The sequence below is a fragment of the Blastococcus capsensis genome, assembly GCF_030165005.1.
Classification (GTDB): Bacteria; Actinomycetota; Actinomycetes; order Mycobacteriales; family Geodermatophilaceae; genus Blastococcus; species Blastococcus capsensis.
Genome location: NZ_JASNNW010000026.1, coordinates 25,910 through 44,330, shown reverse-complemented (window position 1 = coordinate 44,330; position 18,421 = coordinate 25,910). Strand labels below are relative to the sequence as shown.

The 18,421-nt window shown below is 74.1% G+C and carries 17 protein-coding genes; 7 read left to right on the top strand and 10 right to left on the bottom strand.

What is annotated here, in order from left to right:
• Positions 1–99: 99 nt before the first annotated feature.
• Both QOZ86_RS18930 and QOZ86_RS18925 read right to left on the bottom strand, forming a co-directional pair.
• Complete coding sequence (locus QOZ86_RS18930) at positions 100–960, bottom strand: manganese catalase (RefSeq protein WP_284493530.1); 861 nt, start codon at positions 958–960, stop codon at positions 100–102.
• A 226-nt stretch (positions 961–1,186) separates the two neighbouring features.
• On the bottom strand, positions 1,187–1,921 hold the full coding sequence (locus QOZ86_RS18925) for a sensor histidine kinase (RefSeq protein WP_284493529.1): 735 nt from the start codon (positions 1,919–1,921) through the stop codon (positions 1,187–1,189).
• A 62-nt stretch (positions 1,922–1,983) separates the two neighbouring features.
• Between QOZ86_RS18925 and QOZ86_RS18920 the strand changes: the two genes are divergently transcribed.
• Entirely contained in the window at positions 1,984–2,706 is a 723-nt protein-coding gene (locus QOZ86_RS18920; protein WP_284493528.1) for a response regulator, read from the top strand.
• A gap of 103 nt (positions 2,707–2,809) precedes the next feature.
• On the opposite strand, the gene QOZ86_RS18915 is transcribed toward QOZ86_RS18920, so the two are convergent.
• Together QOZ86_RS18915 and QOZ86_RS18910 are read right to left on the bottom strand one after the other, a co-directional pair.
• A complete protein-coding gene (locus QOZ86_RS18915) occupies positions 2,810–4,258 on the bottom strand; it encodes a PH domain-containing protein (protein WP_284493527.1) in 1,449 nt (482 codons plus the stop codon).
• Positions 4,255–4,767 carry a PH domain-containing protein gene (locus QOZ86_RS18910; RefSeq protein ID WP_284493526.1) on the bottom strand — a complete coding sequence of 171 codons (513 nt, stop codon included), beginning with the start codon at positions 4,765–4,767 and terminating at the stop codon, positions 4,255–4,257. The genes QOZ86_RS18915 and QOZ86_RS18910 overlap by 4 nt, the downstream gene beginning before the upstream one ends.
• Before the next feature lie 679 nt (positions 4,768–5,446).
• On the opposite strand from QOZ86_RS18910, the gene QOZ86_RS18905 reads away from it, so the two are divergent.
• The 4 genes from QOZ86_RS18905 to QOZ86_RS18890 all read left to right on the top strand — a co-directional run bounded on the left by QOZ86_RS18905 (position 5,447) and on the right by QOZ86_RS18890 (position 11,120).
• Positions 5,447–7,207, top strand: a complete 1,761-nt coding sequence (locus QOZ86_RS18905; RefSeq protein ID WP_284493525.1) for a DUF4331 domain-containing protein — start codon at positions 5,447–5,449, stop codon at positions 7,205–7,207.
• Positions 7,208–7,586: 379 nt separating this feature from the next.
• Positions 7,587–8,894: a tetratricopeptide repeat protein gene (locus QOZ86_RS18900; RefSeq protein WP_284493524.1), complete on the top strand. Its 1,308-nt coding sequence runs from the start codon at positions 7,587–7,589 to the stop codon at positions 8,892–8,894.
• Positions 8,891–10,564 carry a HoxN/HupN/NixA family nickel/cobalt transporter gene (locus tag QOZ86_RS18895; protein ID WP_284493523.1) on the top strand — a complete coding sequence of 558 codons (1,674 nt, stop codon included), beginning with the start codon at positions 8,891–8,893 and terminating at the stop codon, positions 10,562–10,564. Before QOZ86_RS18900 ends, QOZ86_RS18895 begins: the two co-directional genes overlap by 4 nt.
• 226 nt (positions 10,565–10,790) lie before the next feature.
• On the top strand, positions 10,791–11,120 hold the full coding sequence (locus QOZ86_RS18890; RefSeq protein WP_284493531.1) for a rhodanese-like domain-containing protein: 330 nt from the start codon (positions 10,791–10,793) through the stop codon (positions 11,118–11,120).
• A 46-nt stretch (positions 11,121–11,166) separates the two neighbouring features.
• Here QOZ86_RS18890 and QOZ86_RS18885 read toward each other — a convergent pair whose 3' ends face one another.
• The 4 genes from QOZ86_RS18885 to QOZ86_RS18870 form a co-directional block, all read right to left on the bottom strand.
• Positions 11,167–11,898: a hypothetical protein gene (locus tag QOZ86_RS18885; protein WP_284493522.1), complete on the bottom strand. Its 732-nt coding sequence runs from the start codon at positions 11,896–11,898 to the stop codon at positions 11,167–11,169.
• On the bottom strand, positions 11,895–12,401 hold the full coding sequence (locus QOZ86_RS18880) for a SigE family RNA polymerase sigma factor (protein ID WP_284493521.1): 507 nt from the start codon (positions 12,399–12,401) through the stop codon (positions 11,895–11,897). Before QOZ86_RS18880 ends, QOZ86_RS18885 begins: the two co-directional genes overlap by 4 nt.
• 147 nt (positions 12,402–12,548) lie before the next feature.
• The gene (locus QOZ86_RS18875) at positions 12,549–14,165 is read right to left on the bottom strand and encodes a long-chain fatty acid--CoA ligase (RefSeq protein WP_284493520.1); all 1,617 of its coding nucleotides are present in this window, start codon (positions 14,163–14,165) and stop codon (positions 12,549–12,551) included.
• A gap of 122 nt (positions 14,166–14,287) precedes the next feature.
• Entirely contained in the window at positions 14,288–15,490 is a 1,203-nt protein-coding gene (locus tag QOZ86_RS18870) for a cytochrome P450 (RefSeq protein ID WP_284493519.1), read from the bottom strand.
• A gap of 208 nt (positions 15,491–15,698) precedes the next feature.
• On the opposite strand from QOZ86_RS18870, the gene QOZ86_RS18865 reads away from it, so the two are divergent.
• Both QOZ86_RS18865 and QOZ86_RS18860 read left to right on the top strand, forming a co-directional pair.
• A complete protein-coding gene (locus QOZ86_RS18865; protein ID WP_284493518.1) occupies positions 15,699–16,628 on the top strand; it encodes a DUF5926 family protein in 930 nt (309 codons plus the stop codon).
• Between the two features lie 84 nt (positions 16,629–16,712).
• On the top strand, positions 16,713–16,973 hold the full coding sequence (locus QOZ86_RS18860; RefSeq protein WP_284493517.1) for a hypothetical protein: 261 nt from the start codon (positions 16,713–16,715) through the stop codon (positions 16,971–16,973).
• Positions 16,974–17,022: 49 nt separating this feature from the next.
• On the opposite strand, the gene QOZ86_RS18855 is transcribed toward QOZ86_RS18860, so the two are convergent.
• Entirely contained in the window at positions 17,023–17,487 is a 465-nt protein-coding gene (locus QOZ86_RS18855; protein ID WP_284493516.1) for a peptidase dimerization domain-containing protein, read from the bottom strand.
• On the bottom strand, positions 17,403–18,395 hold the full coding sequence (locus tag QOZ86_RS18850) for a M20/M25/M40 family metallo-hydrolase (RefSeq protein ID WP_284493515.1): 993 nt from the start codon (positions 18,393–18,395) through the stop codon (positions 17,403–17,405). Before QOZ86_RS18850 ends, QOZ86_RS18855 begins: the two co-directional genes overlap by 85 nt.
• Positions 18,396–18,421: the final 26 nt, after the last annotated feature.

Genomic DNA, 18,421 nt, shown 5'->3' with positions numbered 1-18,421 from the left:
GGCCCGGCTGCCCCGCGGGCGGGGGGGGCGGGGCGGGCGCCCGCGCCGGGGTGGGGGGGGCCGCCGGCCCGGCGACGGCGCAAAGGGTGGAGCCGGACCTCAGGTGAGCAGGTCCTTGGCCTTCTGCAGCATCGACTGGCCGGGCATCTGCGGGGTGCCCCACAGTCGCGGGTCGCCCGGGGGCAGCTGCGGTGCGTCCGCGGCGGCCTCGATCGGCCGGGCGGTCATCTCGCCGCGGCCGTCCAGGGCCGGGCCGTGCGCCCAGCGGCCGGCGGCGGCGTCGGGGCCGTCGGAGGCGACGATGAAGGCGTAGCCGAAGTCGGCGGGCTCCTCCTCCATCGGGAAGGCCTCGGGCACCGGGATGCCCTCGAGGCCGTCCGCCTTGAGCTCCTCGATCGCGGCCAGCCACTGCATCTGGTGCATGTGGTCACGGGCGATGAGGAACTTCAGGGTCTCCTTGACCCCCGGGTCGTCGGTCATGTTGTACAGCCGCGAGACCTGCAGCCGGCCCTGCATCTCGGCGGTGGCGTTGTAGTGGAAGTCGGCCATCAGGTTGCCGCTCGCGGTCACGTACCCGCCGCTCCATGGGAACCCCATGCTGTCGCGGAGGTAGGCGCCGCCACCGTTGACGATCGCGTGCTGCGGGTTGGACTGCCCGTACCCGGCGGCGGACTCCTTGCTGTGGTCCGCGGCGTCCGGCTTGAGCGGGATGTGGTCGAGCAGCCGGTCGATCATCGTCACCAGGATCTCGACGTGCGCCAGCTCCTCGGTGCCGATCGACAGCAGCATGTCCTTGTACTTGCCGGGCAACCGGCAGTTCCAGCCCTGCAGCAGGTACTGGGTGGCCACGGTCATCTCGCCCCACTGGCCGCCGAGGACCTCCTGCAGCCGGCGGGCGAACGCCGGGTCCGGACCGTCGGGCTTGGCCTCGTACTGCAGGGCCTGGGTGTGCGTGAACACGGCGTTCTCCTTGCGTCGTCACCTGCACCGCGATCGCGGTGGCACAAGGGATCTGCCCCGCCCCGGTGGCCCACCCGTGCCGTCCGGTGGCCCGCCGGTGCCAAGCTGGGCCGGGTCGTGCCGAGTGGGGCCCGGAGGGTTCCGCGCAGGCGCGACGGACGCGCTCAGCGCACATCGGGACGGCTCGTGGTCGCGGTGTCGTCCGGAGGACGACGATGTGCGCAGCTCAGCGGTCGGGGAGCTGCACCGTGAACGTGAACTCGCCGTCCCGGTCGGCCCACAGCAACCGCCCGCCGAGCTCGCGCGTCTGCTGCTGCACCGACCACAGCCCCAGCCCGGTCAGGTCGACCGGGGGGCGGGCGGTGCCCAGGTGCTGGACGATCCGGTCGACCGGGACGCCGCCCTGGCCGAGGGCCAGCTCCACCCAGCCGGCCCGGCGGCTGACCAGCAGCCGGACGGGGGCGCCGCCGCCGTGGCGGTGGGCGTTCTCGAGGAGGTTGATCAGGATCCGCTGGACGCGGGCGTCGCCGACGGCCACGCTCCCGGCGTCCTCCGGCATGTCCAGGGTCAGCTGCGACCGGGGCAGGCCGGACGATGCCACGGCCGCCAGGACGACGTCGCCGAGCCGGCGGGTCGTCCGCGACCGGCGGACGGCACCGCCGCTGGCATCGGCGGTCCGCAGCATGGACGACAGGTGCGCGGTCTGCGCGCGGGCCAGCTCGAGCAGCTCGGCTCGCTGCGCCGGAGCGCGGTCGAGCGACCCGAGCACCGCCTCCAGGGAGGCCAGCGGTGTCCGCATGTCGTGGCACAGGGCCCGGATGGCGGCGTCCTCGGTGCTGGTCGCCTCATCTGTTGGATCCGCCCGGCGGGGGCGCGGGAGATGCGCGCGCAGCACGCGGGCGAGATCGTTGAGCAATCCACGGCCGTGCGGCGGTGGCTGGGTGTCGGCGGCCAGGGTCACGGGCACCTCCTCGGGGAGTCCGGGCGGCCACGCCGGGCGACGCGCCGACCTTCGGGAGTGAAGTGAGCGAGGCCGACGGCACGGCCGCTGCTGGCCGCAGGCCGCCGGTGGACGTGGTGGTCGTCGACGACCACCCGCTGTTCACGCGCGGGCTGAGCCTGCTGCTGCCGGGGCTCAGCGGGGGACGGGTCCGGGTGGTGGGCACGACCGAGGACGCGTCGGCGGCCGCGGCGCTGGTCCGCCGCCACCACGCCGACGTGGCGATCGTCGACCTGCACATGCCACCGCCGGGCGGGACGAGGGCGATCGCGGCGATCCGCCGGGCGGATCCGCTGGTGCGGGTGGTCGCGCTGTCGGGGCTGGCCGAGGCGGACGCGGCGATCGAGGCGCTGCGGGCGGGAGCGTCGGGGTTCCTGCCGAAGACCGCGGACCCCGACGCGCTGGTGCGTCCGCTGCTCGCCGTCCTCGACGGGTGGTCGGTGCTGCCCGAGGCGCTGTTGCGCCAGCTGCTCGCCGACGCGGCGCCGAGCGGGCAGCAGAGCATCGCCGACCAGCTGACCGCCGACGAGCGCCGGCTGTGGCGGCTGGTCGCCGACGGCACCAGCACCGTGGACATCGCGACGACGCTGCACGTCTCGGAGCGGACGACGAAGCGGCTGGTGGCGCACCTGCTGCGCCGGCTGGACGTGGCGACGCGGGTGGAGGCAGCCGCACTCGCCGGCCGGGTGGGCCTGGGCAAGGAGGCCGGCGGCCTCGGCGGGCAGGCCGGCGGGCTCGCGGAGTGACTCCTGCGGGGTTGCATCGACCGGCCAGCTACCCGCGCGGATGATCCACAAGCACCGGTAAGGAAAGGTTCACTTTCGTTTCTGCCGGCGCACCCGCGCCGGGTCAGCCCTCCCGGCGGGCGACCAGCGTCCCGGCCCACGGGCCGGAGGCGGCGAGGGCGAACCCGGCGACGTCGCCGGTAGCCATGTCCACCGCGGCGTAACCGCCGCTGCCCGCGCCGACGCAGGCGGTGACGGTGGCCAGCCCGGCCCGGCGCTGGAACAGCGACTGCCGGACCTCCCAGCCGACGACGGCCCGGCGCTCCAGGACGGCCTGCTCGCGCACCAGCCACCCGCGCCGCACGCTGAAGGAGCGCGGGCCGGCGGCGTGACCGAGGGAGGCGTACAAGCCGCGGGCCAGCGGGGCGCCGAGGAGGGTCAGCGCGACGCCCGCCGCGAGCAGCTCCCAGCGGCCCAGCGAGGCCGCGAGCACGCCGCCTGCCGCCGTGACCAGCAGGCCGGCGGCGAGCGCGCGGACCACCCGCCGGCGCAGCGCCGCGGGGGGATGGGGGTGCAGCGGTCCGGGGTCGTCGATTAGCCGGTGGGTCAGCGACCACGCCTCCGTACGAGGGCCGAGCGGCAGCAGCTGCCCCCGGCGCTCGGCGTCGCCCAGCCCGGTCACCAGCGCGCCGACGCGAGCCGCGCGCACCCAGCGCATGCCCAGCCCCTCCGACACCGTGATCCCCCGGATGCGGTCGAGCTCCAGCTCGGTGTGCCGCCGGGTGAGCAGCCCGCGGACGGCGATCAGCGAGCTGCCGCGGCGCGCCAGCCGGAACCCCCAGTTGACGACGGCCGCGCCGACGACCGAGCCGGCGCCGACGAGCAGCAGCATGCCGACGAGCGCGACGCCGATCATCCACCCCGCCGGGACGTCGAGCAGCTCCACGCCGTCCAGCAGGTCACCGGGAAGCTCGTCGCCGAAGCGCAGCAGGGCGCCGAGCCCGGCCAGGGGCAGCGCCAGGTAGCTGCCGACCAGGGGCGCGTACAGCAGCCACCGGTTGTCCCAGCGGGAGAGCTCCTCCTCGGCCGGTCCGGTGTCCTCGGCGGGAACCCCGGGCGCTCCGCGGTGGGTGAGGACGGCGACGCGCAGCCGGTCGCCCTCGGCGCGCGGAACGCCGTCGACCACGAGTTCCTCGTCCTCCCCGGCGGCTCCCGCGGCGGCGTCGATGCGCACCCGGACGAGACCGAAGAGCCGGTGCAGCGCCGGTGCCTCCACCTCGACGCCGCGGATCCGGTCGTTCGGCACGGTGCGCACCGAGCGGGACAGCAGGCCGCGGGTGACCACGACGGAGGCCGGCCCGTCGGTGTAGCCGAACCGCCACCAGGCGACGGCGGCGACGGCGGCGGAGAAGACGGTGATGCCCACGACCAGCGCGGCGATCGTCCCTCCGCCGTCGAGGCCGGTGGCCGCGACGACCGGGATGAGCACCGGCACGAACTGCCGGGCCTGCCGGAAGGTGACCGTGTGCACCAGCACGATGCGGGGGGAGGTCCGCCGGCCCGGGGCGGTCACGTGGCGTGGTCGCGGACGAGCTCGGCCCGCCGGGCGAGGTCGTCGGCGACCCGCTGCGCGACGTCGTGCTCGAGGTGCCAGATGCGCACCGTGCCCTGGCTGGAGGCGGTCAGCACCGCGACCGTGGCCAGGCCGAACAGTTGCTGCAGCACGCCGCGGGTGACGTCGACGGTCTGGATGCGGGAGACGGGCACCAGCGTCCAGGTCTGGGTGAGCCAGCCGGTGCGCGTGTAGGCCGCCTCCGCGGTGATCTCCCAACGGTGGACCCGGTGCTTGATCCGCGGGCTGATGCCGATGCTGACGACGGCCTGGACCACCCCCAGGACGGGCAGCAGCCAGCGCAGGACGGGAACCGGGCCGCCCGCCGAGGCCGGTACGAACAGCAGGAACCCCCCGATCCCCAGCCACAGCAGGACCGCCCCGATCACGCCCTCGGTGGCCCACAGGCCGATCGCCGACCGGGGCAGCGACCAGGCGGGCTCGCGCACGGGTGAGGGGACGGTGGTCATCGTTGCCCATCCTGGCAGCCGGGGGAGCTCCGTCCCGTCGACCGCACCCGGCGGAGTCGGTGCCCCCTGCCCTTGCGCCTGGTCGGGTGACAGGCCTCGGGCACCGGTCCGACGGCGTGCTCGGATGGCGGGATCTTCGACCACGGGCCTGGCGGCCGCCCTTTCTCGCCGTAGTGGCGGTGCGCCACGTGAGCGGCGGCGTCGTCCTCCTGATCGTCCTCGCCGTGGTGCTCGTGGGGGGTGCCGGCCTGTGGTTCCACCTGAAGGCCGACGGGGGCCGGTGGCCCGTCCTTCGGTCATGTGCGGGCGTAACGGCGTGACGGCCGGGGAACAGGTCACGACGGCCCGACCGGCGCCCTGCCGATCGTCATCCGAGGAGCGTGGAGAGCCGGCGGGACGCTCCATGGCGGGCGATCGAGTGGACAGCCATCTTATGTTTTGCGTCTCCGTCACGTGACAGATTGCGACGCCGGGCCGAGTGCCTGTGATTCACGGCACTTTCCGCGAGCGCCGGCAGGCAATTCACTGATCTCCTTCGCGCGTCGCAGCAGGACGACGGGCTCGAGCGCACGTATCTCCTGGTGGATCGCCCATCGGGCGGCTCGCTGGCTTCCCGACCGGCTGGCTGCGACGTCATGTCGGTGATCGCCCGCAGTGGGCGATCGGGGAAGGGAAGCGCATGCTCAGTTCCGAACGACTCCTCCAGAGCCGGGGCCGTCGTGCCACCGCTCTGTTCGCCGCGGGGGGCCTCCTCGCCGGCTCGGCCGTGATCGGGCTGATGCCCACCGCGGCCATGGGCTCCAGTCACCGTGAGGCGCCGCTGATCCTGGGCGATCCGCTCGTGGACAACACCGACGTCTACGCCTTCTCCAGCCCGGAGAACAAGGACAACGTCGTCTTCATCGCCAACTGGATCCCGTTCCAGGAGCCCCTCCAGGGACCGAACTTTCACCCGTGGGCCGACGATGCGGAGTACATGGTCCACATCGACAACAACGGCGACGCCGTCGCCGACCTGACCTACCGGTGGCGGTTCAACACCGAGGACCTCCGCACCGGGGACACGTTCCTCTACAACAACGGCCCGGTCACCTCACTCGACGACGAGAACCTGCTGTACCGGCAGTACTTCACCCTCGACGTGAGCACCGACGGCGGCCACACCTTCGGCCACCCGGTCGCCGAGGGCCAGGCCGCGCCGTCCTACGTGGGGAAGGCCAGCATGGGCACCTCGGAGGACTACGTGGGCAATCTGCGCCAGCCGGCGGTCACTCCCGTCCACGGTGGTGGCAAGACGCTGGCCACTCAGGCGGATGACCCGTTCTTCCTGGACATCCGGGTCTTCGACCTGCTGTACGGCGCTGACCTCGACGAGCGGGGCCACGACACCCTGGCCGGCTTCAACGTGAACAGCATCGCGCTGGAGCTGCCCAAGTCCGCGGTCGCCATCAACGGCGATCCCGACAAGAACCCGGTCATCGGTGTGTGGAGCACGACGACGCGGCCCACCCTGCGCAACGCGGACGGTACTGCTGCGTCGGCGGACTACACCCAGGTGTCCCGTCTCGGACAGCCGCTGGTCAACGAGGTCGTGGTGCCCGTCGGGCTCAAGGACGCCTTCAACTCGATCGACCCCGCCGCGGACGTCGAGGCCGCTGGCGGCGCCGTCGTCGCCCGGGTGCTCGAGCCCGAGGTGCCACGGTTGATCGAAGCCATCTACGGCATCCCGGCGCCGCCGACCCCGCGGTACGACCTGTTCGAGGTGTTCCTCACCGGCATCGTGAAGAGCGACGTCGTCGATGTCGACGGGGATCCCGCCACGGAGAACCCGATCAACGTCAACCTCAACTCGCAGGCGTTGAACGCGGCCGCGGATCCGAGCGCATTCCAGCCCTCGGAGATGTTGCGGCTCAACATGTCGATCACCGGGCCGACGGGCCTCGACGGGAAACCGTTGAGCAGCGCCAGCCGGCTCGGCGTCATCGGCGGTGACATCCAGGGCTTCCCGAACGGTCGCCGGCTCACCGACGACGTGGTCGACATCGAGCTCCTGGCCCTCGAGGGCATCTACGACGTCACCAACGTCCCGGAGGACCGCGAGGCCGCCTTCGAGGCACTGAGGAAGGGTGACAAGGTCGACTCGAACGACAACGGGTTCAGCGGCACCTTCCCGTACCTCCCCGGGCCGAACACCCGGGCCGTCAACCGGGGTGGCGGTACGGGGGCAGACCGGAACGTGGCCCCGAGTTCGGCCGTCGCCGCGCCGGGTGGCTCGGCGCCGGGTGGCTCGGCCGGCAGCGGCGTCCAGCCGGTGGCCGGCCAGACGCTCCTTCCTGCGCTGACCGGCTCGGCCGCGGTGCTGCTGATCGGCGCCGGTGCCGCTTCGCTGATCCGCAGCCGTCCCCCGCGTCGCACGGGGGTGGTCACCGCGGAGGGCTGAGTGCAACGGTCGTGGGGGGGGGGGCCCCCCCCCCCCCCCCCCCCCCCCCCCCGGGGGGGCCCCCCCCCCCCCGGCCCCCCCCCCCCCCCCGGGGGGGCCCCCCGCCCCCCCCCCCCCCCGGGGGGGGGGGGGGGGGGGGGGGGGGGGTGGGGGGGGGGGGGGGGGGGGGGGCCCCCCCCCCCCCCCCCCCCCACGGCCACGCGCGCAGGTACGTACCCTCCCTGCCGTGCCCGCTCCCGCACCAGGGGCGGACGGCGAACAGCACACCGAAGGAGGCCACCGTGGCCGGCAGCACTCCCGAGCAGGCCGCGTACGCACCGGATGTCAGCACGGGCGAGGACCGGCAGCCCCTCGCCGGTGACCTTCCGGGCGTCTGATCGTGCGCACCCGGACCGCGGTGAGCGCGGTGGTGGTCGGTTGCCTGTTCCTGGTGGTCGCGCTGGCGGCTTTCTACACCGCCTCCGTCGACGGCGACGCCGCCGCGCAACAGCAGGCGGCGACTGCCCAGAGCGATCCCCTGACGGCGTCCATCGACGCCGCGCAGCGCCGGCTGGAGGACGTCCCGGGCGACTACACGACGTGGGCGCAGCTGGGCTCGTCCTACGTGGAGCAGGCCCGGGTGACCGCGGACCCGTCGTACTACGACAAGGCCGAGGGCGCCCTGCGGGAGTCGCTCGCCCGGCGGCCTGAGGGTAACGACGCGGCGCTGACCGGGCAGGGCGCGTTGGCCAACGCCCGGCACGATTTCGCCGCGGCGGCGGATCTGGCGGGTCAGGCGCTGGTGATCAATGCCTACAACGCCACCGCGTGGGGTGTGCTCACCGATGCACGCACCCAGCTGGGGGACTACGCGGGAGCGACCGAGGCGCTGCAGCGGATGCTGGCGCTGCAGCCGGGCCTGGCCTCCTTCGCGCGGGCGTCCTATGACGCGGAGCTGCACGGGGATCTCGCCGGCGCCCGGTCGGCCCTGGAGCAGGCCCTGGCGACTGCGCAGGGTGGGGCGGGGGAGGCGTTCTGCCGCACCTACCTGGGTGGACTGGCGTTCTCGGCCGGTGACCTGGAGGAGGCAGCCGAGCAGTTCACCGCCGGCCTCGAGGCCGCGCCGGGGGATCCGGCTCTGCTGCTGGGCCGGGCCCGGGTGCTGGCTGCCCGGGGAGAGGTGGACGCGGCGATCGAGGCCTTCCGGTCGGTGGTGGACACCCAGCCGCTGCCGGAGTACCTCGTCGAGTACGGGGAGTACCTGGAGTCGCAAGGCCGAACCGACGAGGCGGAGCAGCAGTTCGCGCTGGTCGAGACGGTCCAACGTTTGTTCGCCGCGAGCGGCGTGAACGACGACCTGACCACGGCGCTGTTCGCCGCCGACCACGGCGATCCGGCGGCGGCGGTGGCGGCGGCGCAGGCGGAGTTCGGGCGGCGGCAGAACATCGACTCCCACGACGCGCTGGCGTGGGCACTGCACAGCGCCGGTCGGGACGCCGAGGCGCTGCCGCACGCGCAGCAGGCGACCGCGCTCGGCGGAGCCAGTGCGTCGTTCCTCTACCACCGGGGCGCGATCGAAGCCGCTCTCGGCCAGTCCGATGAGGCGCGGGCGACCTTGACCCAGGCGCTGGACACCAATCCCTACTTCTCGCCGCTGCACGCCCCGCGGGCCGAGGAGCTGCTGGCGTCGTTGGGCGGCCGTCCGTGAGAGGACGGCGGTCACTGGCCGTCGTCCTGGCCACCGGGTCGCTCTGCATCGCCGCACCGGGCGGGGTCGCGCAGGCGCATCCGCTGGGCAACTTCACGGTCAACCACTACGACCACGTGCAGCTGTTCCCCGACCGCGTCGAGCTGACCGCGGTGGTGGACCGGGCGGAGATCCCGGCCGCGCAGGCATTGCAGGCGATCGCCCCGGACGGCTCCCCGAGCGGCGATCAGCTCGTCGCCGCGGCCGCCGCCGAGTGCGCGGACCTGTCCGAGGCGGTGCGGTTGGTGGTGGACGGCGGGTCGGTGGAGTGGCAGGTCGTCGGCAGCGGAATGGGGACCGTGCCGGGCGCGGCCGGCCTCCCCACCCTCCGGCTGACCTGCGACCTGCGTGCCGATGCCGAGCTCGATGCCGCGGCCGAGGTCGTCTTCGAGGACGACTACCTGGCCGACCGGGTGGGTTGGCGGGAGGTGACGGCGGACGGCGAAGGCGTCCGGCTGATCGACTCCCCGGTCCCGGTCGCCAGCATCAGCGACGAACTGCGCAACTACCCCGATGACCTGCTGGCGTCGCCGGTCGACGTCCGGTCGTTCACCGTCGCCACCGAGCCGGGGACCAACACCGGCGCCGGGACGGCGATCACCCCCGCTTCGGGTGACCCGTTCAGCAATGCCATGGCCGCGCTCGACCGGCAGCTGGAAGACCTCATCGGCGACCGGAAGCTGACCCCCCTGGTCGGCACGCTCGCGGTGCTGCTGGCGGTACTGCTCGGCTGCGGACACGCGCTGCTTCCCGGGCACGGCAAGACGGTGATGGCGGCGTACCTGGCGGGGCGCCGGGGGCGCAGCCGTGACGCGGTCACCGTCGGAGCCACGGTGACCGCGACGCACACGGTGGGTGTGCTGGTCCTCGGGCTGGCGATCTCCGTTTCCAGCTCGCTCGCCGGGGACCAGGTGATCCGCTGGCTCGGGGTGGTCAGCGGACTGATCGTGGCCGGCATCGGCGTCGTCATGCTGCGGGGGGCGCTGCCCCGGTGGCGGACGGCCAAGGCGCGACGGGTGCCGGCCGCTGAGGCCCTGCCGGAGCCGGCGTTGGCCGCCGCGGTGAGCGGACATGTCGGCGGCGGCGTGGCAGTACACGGACACGCGGTCCACGCCCGCCCGCACCACCAGACCCACGACCACGACCACGGCCATGGCCACGATCACGACCACGATCACGACCACGATCACGACCACGACCACGACCACGGTCATGGTCACGATCACGATCACGACCACGGTGGTTGGTGGGCGGGCGGGCACAGCCACGGTCCCGGCGGACACACCCACGCACCGGGCACGGGCCGCGGTGGATTGATCGGGATGGGCGTCGCGGGCGGCCTCGTCCCCAGCCCGTCCGCCTTGATCGTGCTCATCGCCTCGATCGGACTCGGACGCACCGTGTTCGGCGTCATCCTCGTGCTCGCCTACGGCCTCGGCATGGCAGCGACCCTGACCGCCGTCGGCCTGCTGCTGGTCCGGCTACGCGGTCGTCTCGAGCGCCGGGTCGCCGGCCTGCGCCAGGCCCGGCTGCTCTCCCGCGCCGTGCTCGCCGCTCCCGTGCTCACCGCCGGCCTCGTCCTGTTCGTAGGACTGGCCCTGGCTGCGCGCGGCGTGCTCCTCGGCGCCTGACTGTGCCTGGGTAGGGCCGAAAGGCGTGCTCCCGGCCCTACCCAGGCCGGGGCGTCCTTCGGGCGCTGGTGGGCCTGACGCCGTAGCGGCCGGGAGCGACCGGCTCGGCCCCTCCCGGCCGTCCCACACGTCGCCGCGACGGCCGTCCGACGATCACGCCGTCGTCACGGGCCGCTCGTCGCAGCGCCGGACGGAGCTGTGGCCGTGTGCCACGATGGCGCACGTGATGCCCCAGCAGGTTCCCACCGTCCCCGCCTCCGAGCTGCCCGCGGACGCCGTGATCCTCGACGTCCGGGAGGACGACGAGTGGGTGCACGGCCACATCGAGGGCGCCACCCACATCCCGATGGGCGACGTCCCGGCCAAGCTCGACGAGCTCCCCGAGGGCGACCCGCTGTACGTGACCTGCCGCGGCGGCGGCCGGTCGGCGCGGGTGGCCGCCTGGCTGAACCAGAACGGTTTCGACGCGGTGAACGTCGGCGGCGGCATGGGGGAGTGGCAGGCGGCCGGACGCCCCATGGTGAGCGAGACCGGCGAAGACCCGTTCGTCCGTTGATGCCGGCGGGACTTCCGGTACCGGAAGTTCCGCTCGTGGTGCCTGCTCAGCGCCAGGACGCCGCGGTCGCCTTGTCGTAGTAGCGGGTGAACCCGCACATCCAGGCGATGGGGTCGGCCAAGGCTCCCTCACCCCACCGGTCCTCGCCGCTCACCAGCAGACGCGACCCGACGCCGTAGACGGGGCCGCGTCCAGACCCGGCCGATGACCCCGCGGGCGCCGGGACGTCCACGGTCACCGTCGTCCCCTCCCCGCCGGAGAACCACTCCTGCACGGTGAAGGTGACGCCGACCAGATCCGGCCCCGGCTCGCCGGACCGGTCCGTCACGGTGGGGCCGATCTCGATCACCACGCCGGCGAAGGCGAAATCGCGCTCCTCCACGGCGGCGGGGCTGTACTCGGCGACGCAGGACGCCGCCCCCCCGTCGGCGAGCGGGCCCGTGCGGCCGGCGGTCGGGTCCTGCGGCAGCTGCGACATCGCGCTGCCCGCCGCGGACTCGGCTTCCTGACCGGCCTCCGGAGTCGCCGGCGGGCCGGCGCCGGGCTCCTCGGCGACCACCATCGGAGCCGGCGCGGCGCCGTCCGGTGCCGGGTCGACGACGGTGACGATCCCGCCGACCACCACGGCCACCCCGGCCGCCACCGCGAGCGTCGCACCGGCCGCCCGGCGGCGACGGGCTCGGCGCCCGGCACGGAGCAGCTGCGCCGTCGGCGGCGGGCCCACCGGCACCCGCCCGGCCAGTTCGTCGAGCAGGACGGAGGTCTCCCGATCGGTCACGATGCCCTCCCGCCGCGCAGTTCGGAGACGTCGAGGTCGGTGGACAGCTGGGTCAGCGCGCGGGAGAGCCGGCTCTTCACCGTGCCGGGCGCGATCTGCAGCGCGTCGGCGATCTGCTGCTCGCCCAGGTGGGCGTAGTAGCGGAGCACGACGACCTCCCGGTGCGCCGGGCTCAGCCGGCGCAGCGCCCGCCGGACGGCGTCGGCGTCGTCGACCTGCCCGGTGAGGTCGTCGGCAGGGACCTCGGGCAGTTCCCCCGTGGGCCGCTCGCGCCACCAGCGGCGGCGGTGGCTGTCGTGGTGGCAGTTCACCAGCACCCGGTAGACGTAACCGTCCCGGTTCGTCGCGCCCCGGACCCGACCCCAGGCCACGTAGCAGCGCACCAGCGCCGTCTGCACCAGGTCCTCCGCCTCCGGCGGGGTGCAGCCGAGCAGCACGGCGGAGCGGACGAGCACCGGCCAGCGCTCGTCCACGAACCGCGCGAACTCCTCGTCCCGCTCCACTCGGCCCTCCAGGCGTCCCGCCCTCTCGATCGGACGACGGGTCGGCACCGTACCGTGTTTCCCCCCGGCGCCGTTTATCTTGGGCCGGTGGGTGGCCGACACGCCGGTGCGGGCAGCCACCCGCCGATGATCACCCCGCGGTGGGGGTCAGCTCTTCAGGTCGTACTCGGCGAACCGGCTGCGCAGGTCCTTCTTCGAGAACTTCCCGACGCTGGTCTTGGGCACCTCGTCGATGAACTCGACGGCGTCGGGCATCCACCACTTGGCCACCAGGGGCTCGAGGTGGCGGAGGATGTCGGCCTCGGTTGCGCTCTCGCCCTCGTTCAGCACGACGCAGGCCAGCGGCCGCTCGTCCCACTTGGGGTGCGGGATGCCGACGACGGCGGCCTCCTTCACCGCCGGGTGGCTCATGATCGCGTTCTCTAGGTCGACCGAGCTGATCCACTCGCCGCCGGACTTGATGAGGTCCTTGGTGCGGTCGGCGATCCGGATCGAGCCGAATTCGTCCATCGCGGCGACGTCGCCGGTCTTCATCCAGCCGTCCGGGGTGGTGAGCTCCACGCCGGCGTCCGGGTTGTAGTAGTCCTGCGCGCACCACGGGCCGCGCACCTGCAGCTCACCGGTGGCCTGGTCGTCCCACGGCTGCGGCTCCAGGGTGTCGGAGTCGACGATGCGGGCCTCGACCCCGAACAGCGGGACGCCCGCGCGGGCCCGGCGGTCGGCCTTGGTCGCGTCGTCGGCGTCCTCGAAGCGCCGCGGCAGGATCCCGGAGGACGCGACGGGGGACGTCTCGGTCATGCCCCAGGCCTGCAGGATCGGGATGCCGACCTGCTCGCGGTAGGCCTCGCTCAGCGCCTTCGGAACGGCGGAGCCGCCGCAGCCGATGTCCCGCAGCTTGTGCGGCTGGCCGGCCAGGTGGGGGAGCACGCCCTGCCAGATGGTCGGCACGCCCGCGGTGAACGTGACGCCCTCGTCGACGATCAGCTTCGCCAGCGCCTCGGGCTGCATCATCGCGCCCGGCATGACCAGCGAGGCGCCGGCGGCCGGCGCCGCCTGCGCGATGCCCCAGGCGTTGGCGTGGAACATCGGCACGACCGGCATCGCCACGTCACGGACGCTGAACCCGAACGCGTTGGGCGCGATGGCGGCCATGGCGTGCAGCACCGTCGAGCGGTGCGAGTAGACGACGCCCTTCGGGTTTCCGGTGGTGCCGCTCGTGTAGCACATGGAGGCGGCCCGGTTCTCGTCCTCGACGCGGAACTCGACCGGCTCGGCGTCGGCCAGCAGCGTCTCGTAGTCGAGGATCCGGGCGTCGTCGGGGATCTCGTTGTCGCCGCCGTCGTCCATGACCACGACCTGCTTGACCGTCTTCATGGTGTCGATCAGCGACCAGAGCAGGGGCAGCACCGTGCGGTCGACGAAGACGACCTCGTCCTCGGCGTGGTTGGCGATGTAGGTCAGCTGCTCGGGGAAGAGCCGCACGTTGAGCGTGTGCAGCACGCGGCCGGTGCACGGCGCGGCGAAGTACAGCTCCAGGTGGCGCTGGCTGTTCCAGCCGAAGGTGCCGACCCGGCCGTCGGCGCTGATGCCGAGGGTGTCGAGCACGCCGCCCAGCCTTCGGGTGCGCTGCGCCCACTCCGCGTAGCTCGCCCGGGTCACGCCCCCGGGGTTGTTGGTGACGATGGTCCCGTCGCCGTAGTGCTGCTCGACGTGGCGGAAGATCGCGTCGACGGTCAGTGGGGTGTCCTGCATGAGGCCGCGCATGGCCGGATCCTGCCAGTGACCGCGCTCACGTTCCACTGGTGGTACGCCCGGCCGCCGACCTCACCCTGGGGTCGCCGTCCTCAGGGTGCAGCGCGAGGTCGGCGCCCTCCGGGTGAGGTCGGTCAGCGCGTGAGGACGACGGGCAGCTCGCGCAGTCCCCGGATGACGAACTCCGGACGGCGCTGCGCGGGGCGGCCCAGCTCCAGGTGCGAGGTCCGCTCCAGCAGCGCCCCGAACGACGCCTGCAGCTCCACGCGGGCCAGCGGGGCGCCGATGCAGAAGTGCACGCCGGCCCCGAAGGAGATGTGCGGGTTCTCGGCGCGGCCGACGTCGAGGGTCCCCGGGTCGGCGAACACCGCGGGGTCGTGGTTGGCCGAGCCGAGCAGGGCGGCGATCTTCTGGCCGCGCGCCACCGTGATCCCGCCGATCCCGACGTCCTCGGTCGCGGTGCGCTCGAACAGCTGCAGCGGGGAGTCGAAGCGCATCAGCTCCTCGATCGCCGTCGGCAGCAGGCCCGGGTCGTCGCGCAGCCGCCGCAGCTGGTCGGGGTGCTCCAGCAGCGCGAGCAGGCCGTTGCCGCTCACGTTCACCGTGGCCTCGTGGCCGGCGTTGAGCAGCAGGATGCAGGTGGTCACCAGCTCGTCCTCGGTGAGCCGGTCGCCCTCGGCGTCCCGGACGCTCACCAGGTGGGAGACCAGGTCGTCACCGAGGTGCCTGCGGCGGTCGGCGGCCAGCTCCCGCAGGTAGGCCACGAACTCCGCCGCCGCGCGCTCGGCGTCGTCCTCGACCGCCGTCGTCCGGCCGTACTCGTACATCTTCACGATCGCGTTCGACCACGGCCGCAGCAGCGGCCGGTCGCCCTCGGGCACCCCGAGCAGCTCGGCGATGACCGCCACCGGCAGCTCCTCGGCCATGCCCGACAGGACGTCGACCGGCTCGGTCCCGGCCGACCGCTCGACCAGCTCGTCGACCAGCTCGCGGGCCAGCTCCTCCACCCACGGCCGCAGCCGCTCGACGTGCCCGCGGGCGAAGGCGGTGCTGATCAGCCGGCGCAGGCGGGTGTGGTCCGGCGGCTCCATCTCCAGGATCGCGTTCCGGTGGATCAGGTTGAAGCTCCCGAACCGCTCGGCCGGTGCCCTGTCCGACCAGATCCGGCCCAGCCGCCGGTCGCGCAGCACGGCGTTGGCCTCGGCGTGGGTGAACGCCAGCCACAGGCCCAGACCCTCGTGCCACTGCACCGGCGCCTGGCTCCGGGCGCGGGTGAACGCCGGGTACGGATCGGCGACGACGGCCGGATCGGTCAGGTCGAGCGGCAGCGTGGGCACGGAACGAGCCTAGGAACGGCGGCAACGCCCGTCCCTCCGGGGACGAGTGTGACGAACTGGTGGCGATCGACCGCCGATGACCACCGGTTCGTCGCACTCGGCGCCGCTGCACTGATCGGCGAGGCGGAAGAGGACGACGGACCGCGCGGTGGGCCGGCGCCCGGGTGGGCTGCTCCGCGACTCCGGCGTCCCACCTACGCTTCAGCGCATGGCTTCCCGCAAGCGCTCCTCCGCCCCCGCCGCCGCGCCGGAGGGCACCAACCCCAAGGCCCCGTGCTTCTGCGGCTCGGGTCGCCGCTACAAGCACTGCCACGGCTCCGGGTACGCCCCGGTCGTTCCCCGGCCGTTCGAAGGCCTGCCCGGCGAGACCGACTGGGTGGCGCTGCGCGAGCTGGTCCCCGCGGCGACGGCGAAGCTGAAGTCGGCCGACGGCCGCGACCTCACCCTGGCCAGCGTGCTCCCCGGCGGCGCGCCCGCGCTGGTCCGCGCCAACGGCGAGATCATGGTCGGCGCCCAGCTGGCGACGTCGTCCGACGACGTCAGCCGTGATCTCGGCACCTCGGTCGCCGCCGCCCTGGAGGCGCCGGCCGGCGCGCCGGTGGAGCCCGGCCCGATCGGTGGCGCCGGCTCGGCCGGGCCGCGGCTGCAGGAGGTCCTCGACCTCACCGTCCCGCTCGAGGTGACCGTGCACGACACGTTCGACTTCTGGCTGGAGGGCGCCGAAGCCGGAGCGGCCGCCCGTGCCGGCCTGCAGCAGGCCAACGAGTCGATCCTGCCGACAGTCCGGCTGGAGGGCCTCGAGGCGGCCTACTGGGTGCGGCCGGGCAACGAGCGGGCGCACCTGCGCTGGGTGCGGCCGGAGAAGGAGGAGCAGCTGCTCGACGCGCTGGCCCGCCTCTCGGCCGCCGAGCAGATCCTCCTCGGCGAGGGCACCCGCTACGCCGGCGCCTTCCGCGCCCACGGGCTCGTGGTCCCGGTGTGGGACCTGCCCGCCGACACCCCGGCCGGGGACTGGGTCGGGCCGGCCACCGAGTTCCAGGGGCGGCTGGAGAAGGCCCTGGCCGAGACGGCGCCCCTGAACGCCGACGAGCGGCGCGCCCGCGCCGGGCTGCTCTCCCGGCAGATCACGCTGCGCTGACCCCCGGCTCCCCGTGCCCTTCCGCAGGGCGCGGGGACGCCGGGCCGGGCATGGGCCGCCGTGGCCCGGGTAGGCCGGTCGGTCATGGAGGACCCTCGCCGACCCCCGGTCGGCAACGCCCCGCCGGGGGCCGACGCCACGGCCGCCGGAGCGTTCGCCCCGCCGCCGGGGTCCGGCCGGAGCGTGACCGCCTTCGTCGCCGCCCTGGTCGCGGTCGTCTGCGGGGTGGCCGGCGTGCTGCTGTTCTTCACCGGGCTCCCGGCCTGGTACGGGGTGCTCGTCCTGGCCGTGGCGTCGGTGGCCGCCGTCGTCTGGGTCGGAGCCCTCCGGCGCAGCCGGCGCTGATCTGCCGAGGCGCAGCATCGGGACTTCGTGCACAGGAAGTCCCGACTGCTCAGAGGCTGCGGACGAGGTGGCGGAAGAAGCCCGCGCCGCGGTGCAGCGCGGCCACCGAGATCCGCTCGCCCGCGGCGTGCAGTGCGGTCAGCTCCGCCTTGCCCAGGTCGAAGGGCGTGAACCGGTAGACGCTGTCGCAGATCTGGCTGAAGTGCCGGGAGTCGCTGGCCTGCACCATCACGTGCGGGGCGCCGGTGGCGTCCGGGTACGTCGCCCGCGCCGCGGCGCTGATCAGCGCGAACGCCTCGTTGTCGGCTCGCGACACCGGGGACGGGTCGTTGCCGGACACGCCCCGCAGCTCCACCGACGGGTCGTCGATCACGCGCCGCAGCCGGTCCACCGTCGACTGCACCGTCTCGCCCAGCGCGATGCGGATGTTCAGGTGCACCACCGCCCGGGTGGCGAGCACGTTGGCCGCCCGGCTGCCCTCGAGGCGGGTGACGGCGACCGTCGTCCGCACCATCGCGCCGGCTTCCCGGCCGGCCCGGGCGAAGACCGGGGCGAACACCGGCCGCAGCCCCGCGGCGTGGGCGAACAGCGCGCGGTACGGGAGCGGGCGCGCCGGCCGACGGCGTCGACCATGCCCAGGACGACGTCGTGCAGCCGGGCGGGGAACGGGTGGTCCTCCAGCGCGAGGATCGCCCGCGCCAGCCGCGCCGGGGCGCCGCCACGGACCGGGGCGGAGGCGTGCCCGCCGGCGTCGGTGGTGATCAGCTCGACGTCCAGCAGGCCCTTCTCCGCCAGCCCGACGACGGCGACCTGACCGGCGACGCCGGGGAACATCCCGCTGACCACGGCCCCGCCCTCGTCGACGACGGCCCAGGGCGCGACGCCGCGGGTCCTGAACACCTCCACGGCCAGCCGTGCCCCCACGCCGGCCACCTTTTCGTCGTTACCGAACGAGAGGTGGACGTCCCGCCGGGGCGCGAAGCCGCCGGCGACCAGGTCTTCGACGGCCTCGAGGATCGCCACCGTCGAGCCCTTGTCGTCGATGGCGCCGCGGCCGTGCACGTAGCCGTCCTCGATCGAGCCGGAGAACGGGTCACGGCTCCACTCCTGCCCGGCCACCGGGACGACGTCGTAGTGCGCCATGAGCACCAGCGGCGGCTCGTCGGTGACCCCGCGCCAGCGGTAGAGCAGCGCGCCGCCGCCGAGCTGCTCGCGCTCCAGCGCCGCGTGCGTGTGCGGGTACAGCTCGGCCAGGCGGGCGCGGTGCCGCTCGAAGACGGACCGGTCCACCTCGGCGGGGTCGCGGGAGGAGATGGTCGGGATGCGGATCAGCTCGGCCAGGCGGCCGGCCGCGGCTTCGGCGTCCAGCCCGGTCAGGTCGACGGGGTTGACCGGTAGCTCCTCCGGCCGGAACCGGGCCACCCGGCGGCGGTCGTGGTGGCGGCCGT

Bases quoted from the DNA above. Each gene is read 5' to 3' on its own strand.
- QOZ86_RS18905 (WP_284493525.1), top strand. From the start codon at position 5,447: ATGCTCAGTTCCGAACGACTCCTCCAGAGCCGGGGCCGTCGTGCCACC.
- QOZ86_RS18875 (WP_284493520.1), bottom strand. From the start codon at position 14,165: ATGCGCGGCCTCATGCAGGACACCCCACTGACCGTCGACGCGATCTTC.
- QOZ86_RS18910 (WP_284493526.1), bottom strand. From the start codon at position 4,767: ATGACCACCGTCCCCTCACCCGTGCGCGAGCCCGCCTGGTCGCTGCCC.
- QOZ86_RS18855 (WP_284493516.1), bottom strand. From the start codon at position 17,487: ATGGTGCGGACGACGGTCGCCGTCACCCGCCTCGAGGGCAGCCGGGCG.
- QOZ86_RS18860 (WP_284493517.1), top strand. From the start codon at position 16,713: ATGGAGGACCCTCGCCGACCCCCGGTCGGCAACGCCCCGCCGGGGGCC.
- QOZ86_RS18865 (WP_284493518.1), top strand. From the start codon at position 15,699: ATGGCTTCCCGCAAGCGCTCCTCCGCCCCCGCCGCCGCGCCGGAGGGC.
- QOZ86_RS18890 (WP_284493531.1), top strand. From the start codon at position 10,791: ATGCCCCAGCAGGTTCCCACCGTCCCCGCCTCCGAGCTGCCCGCGGAC.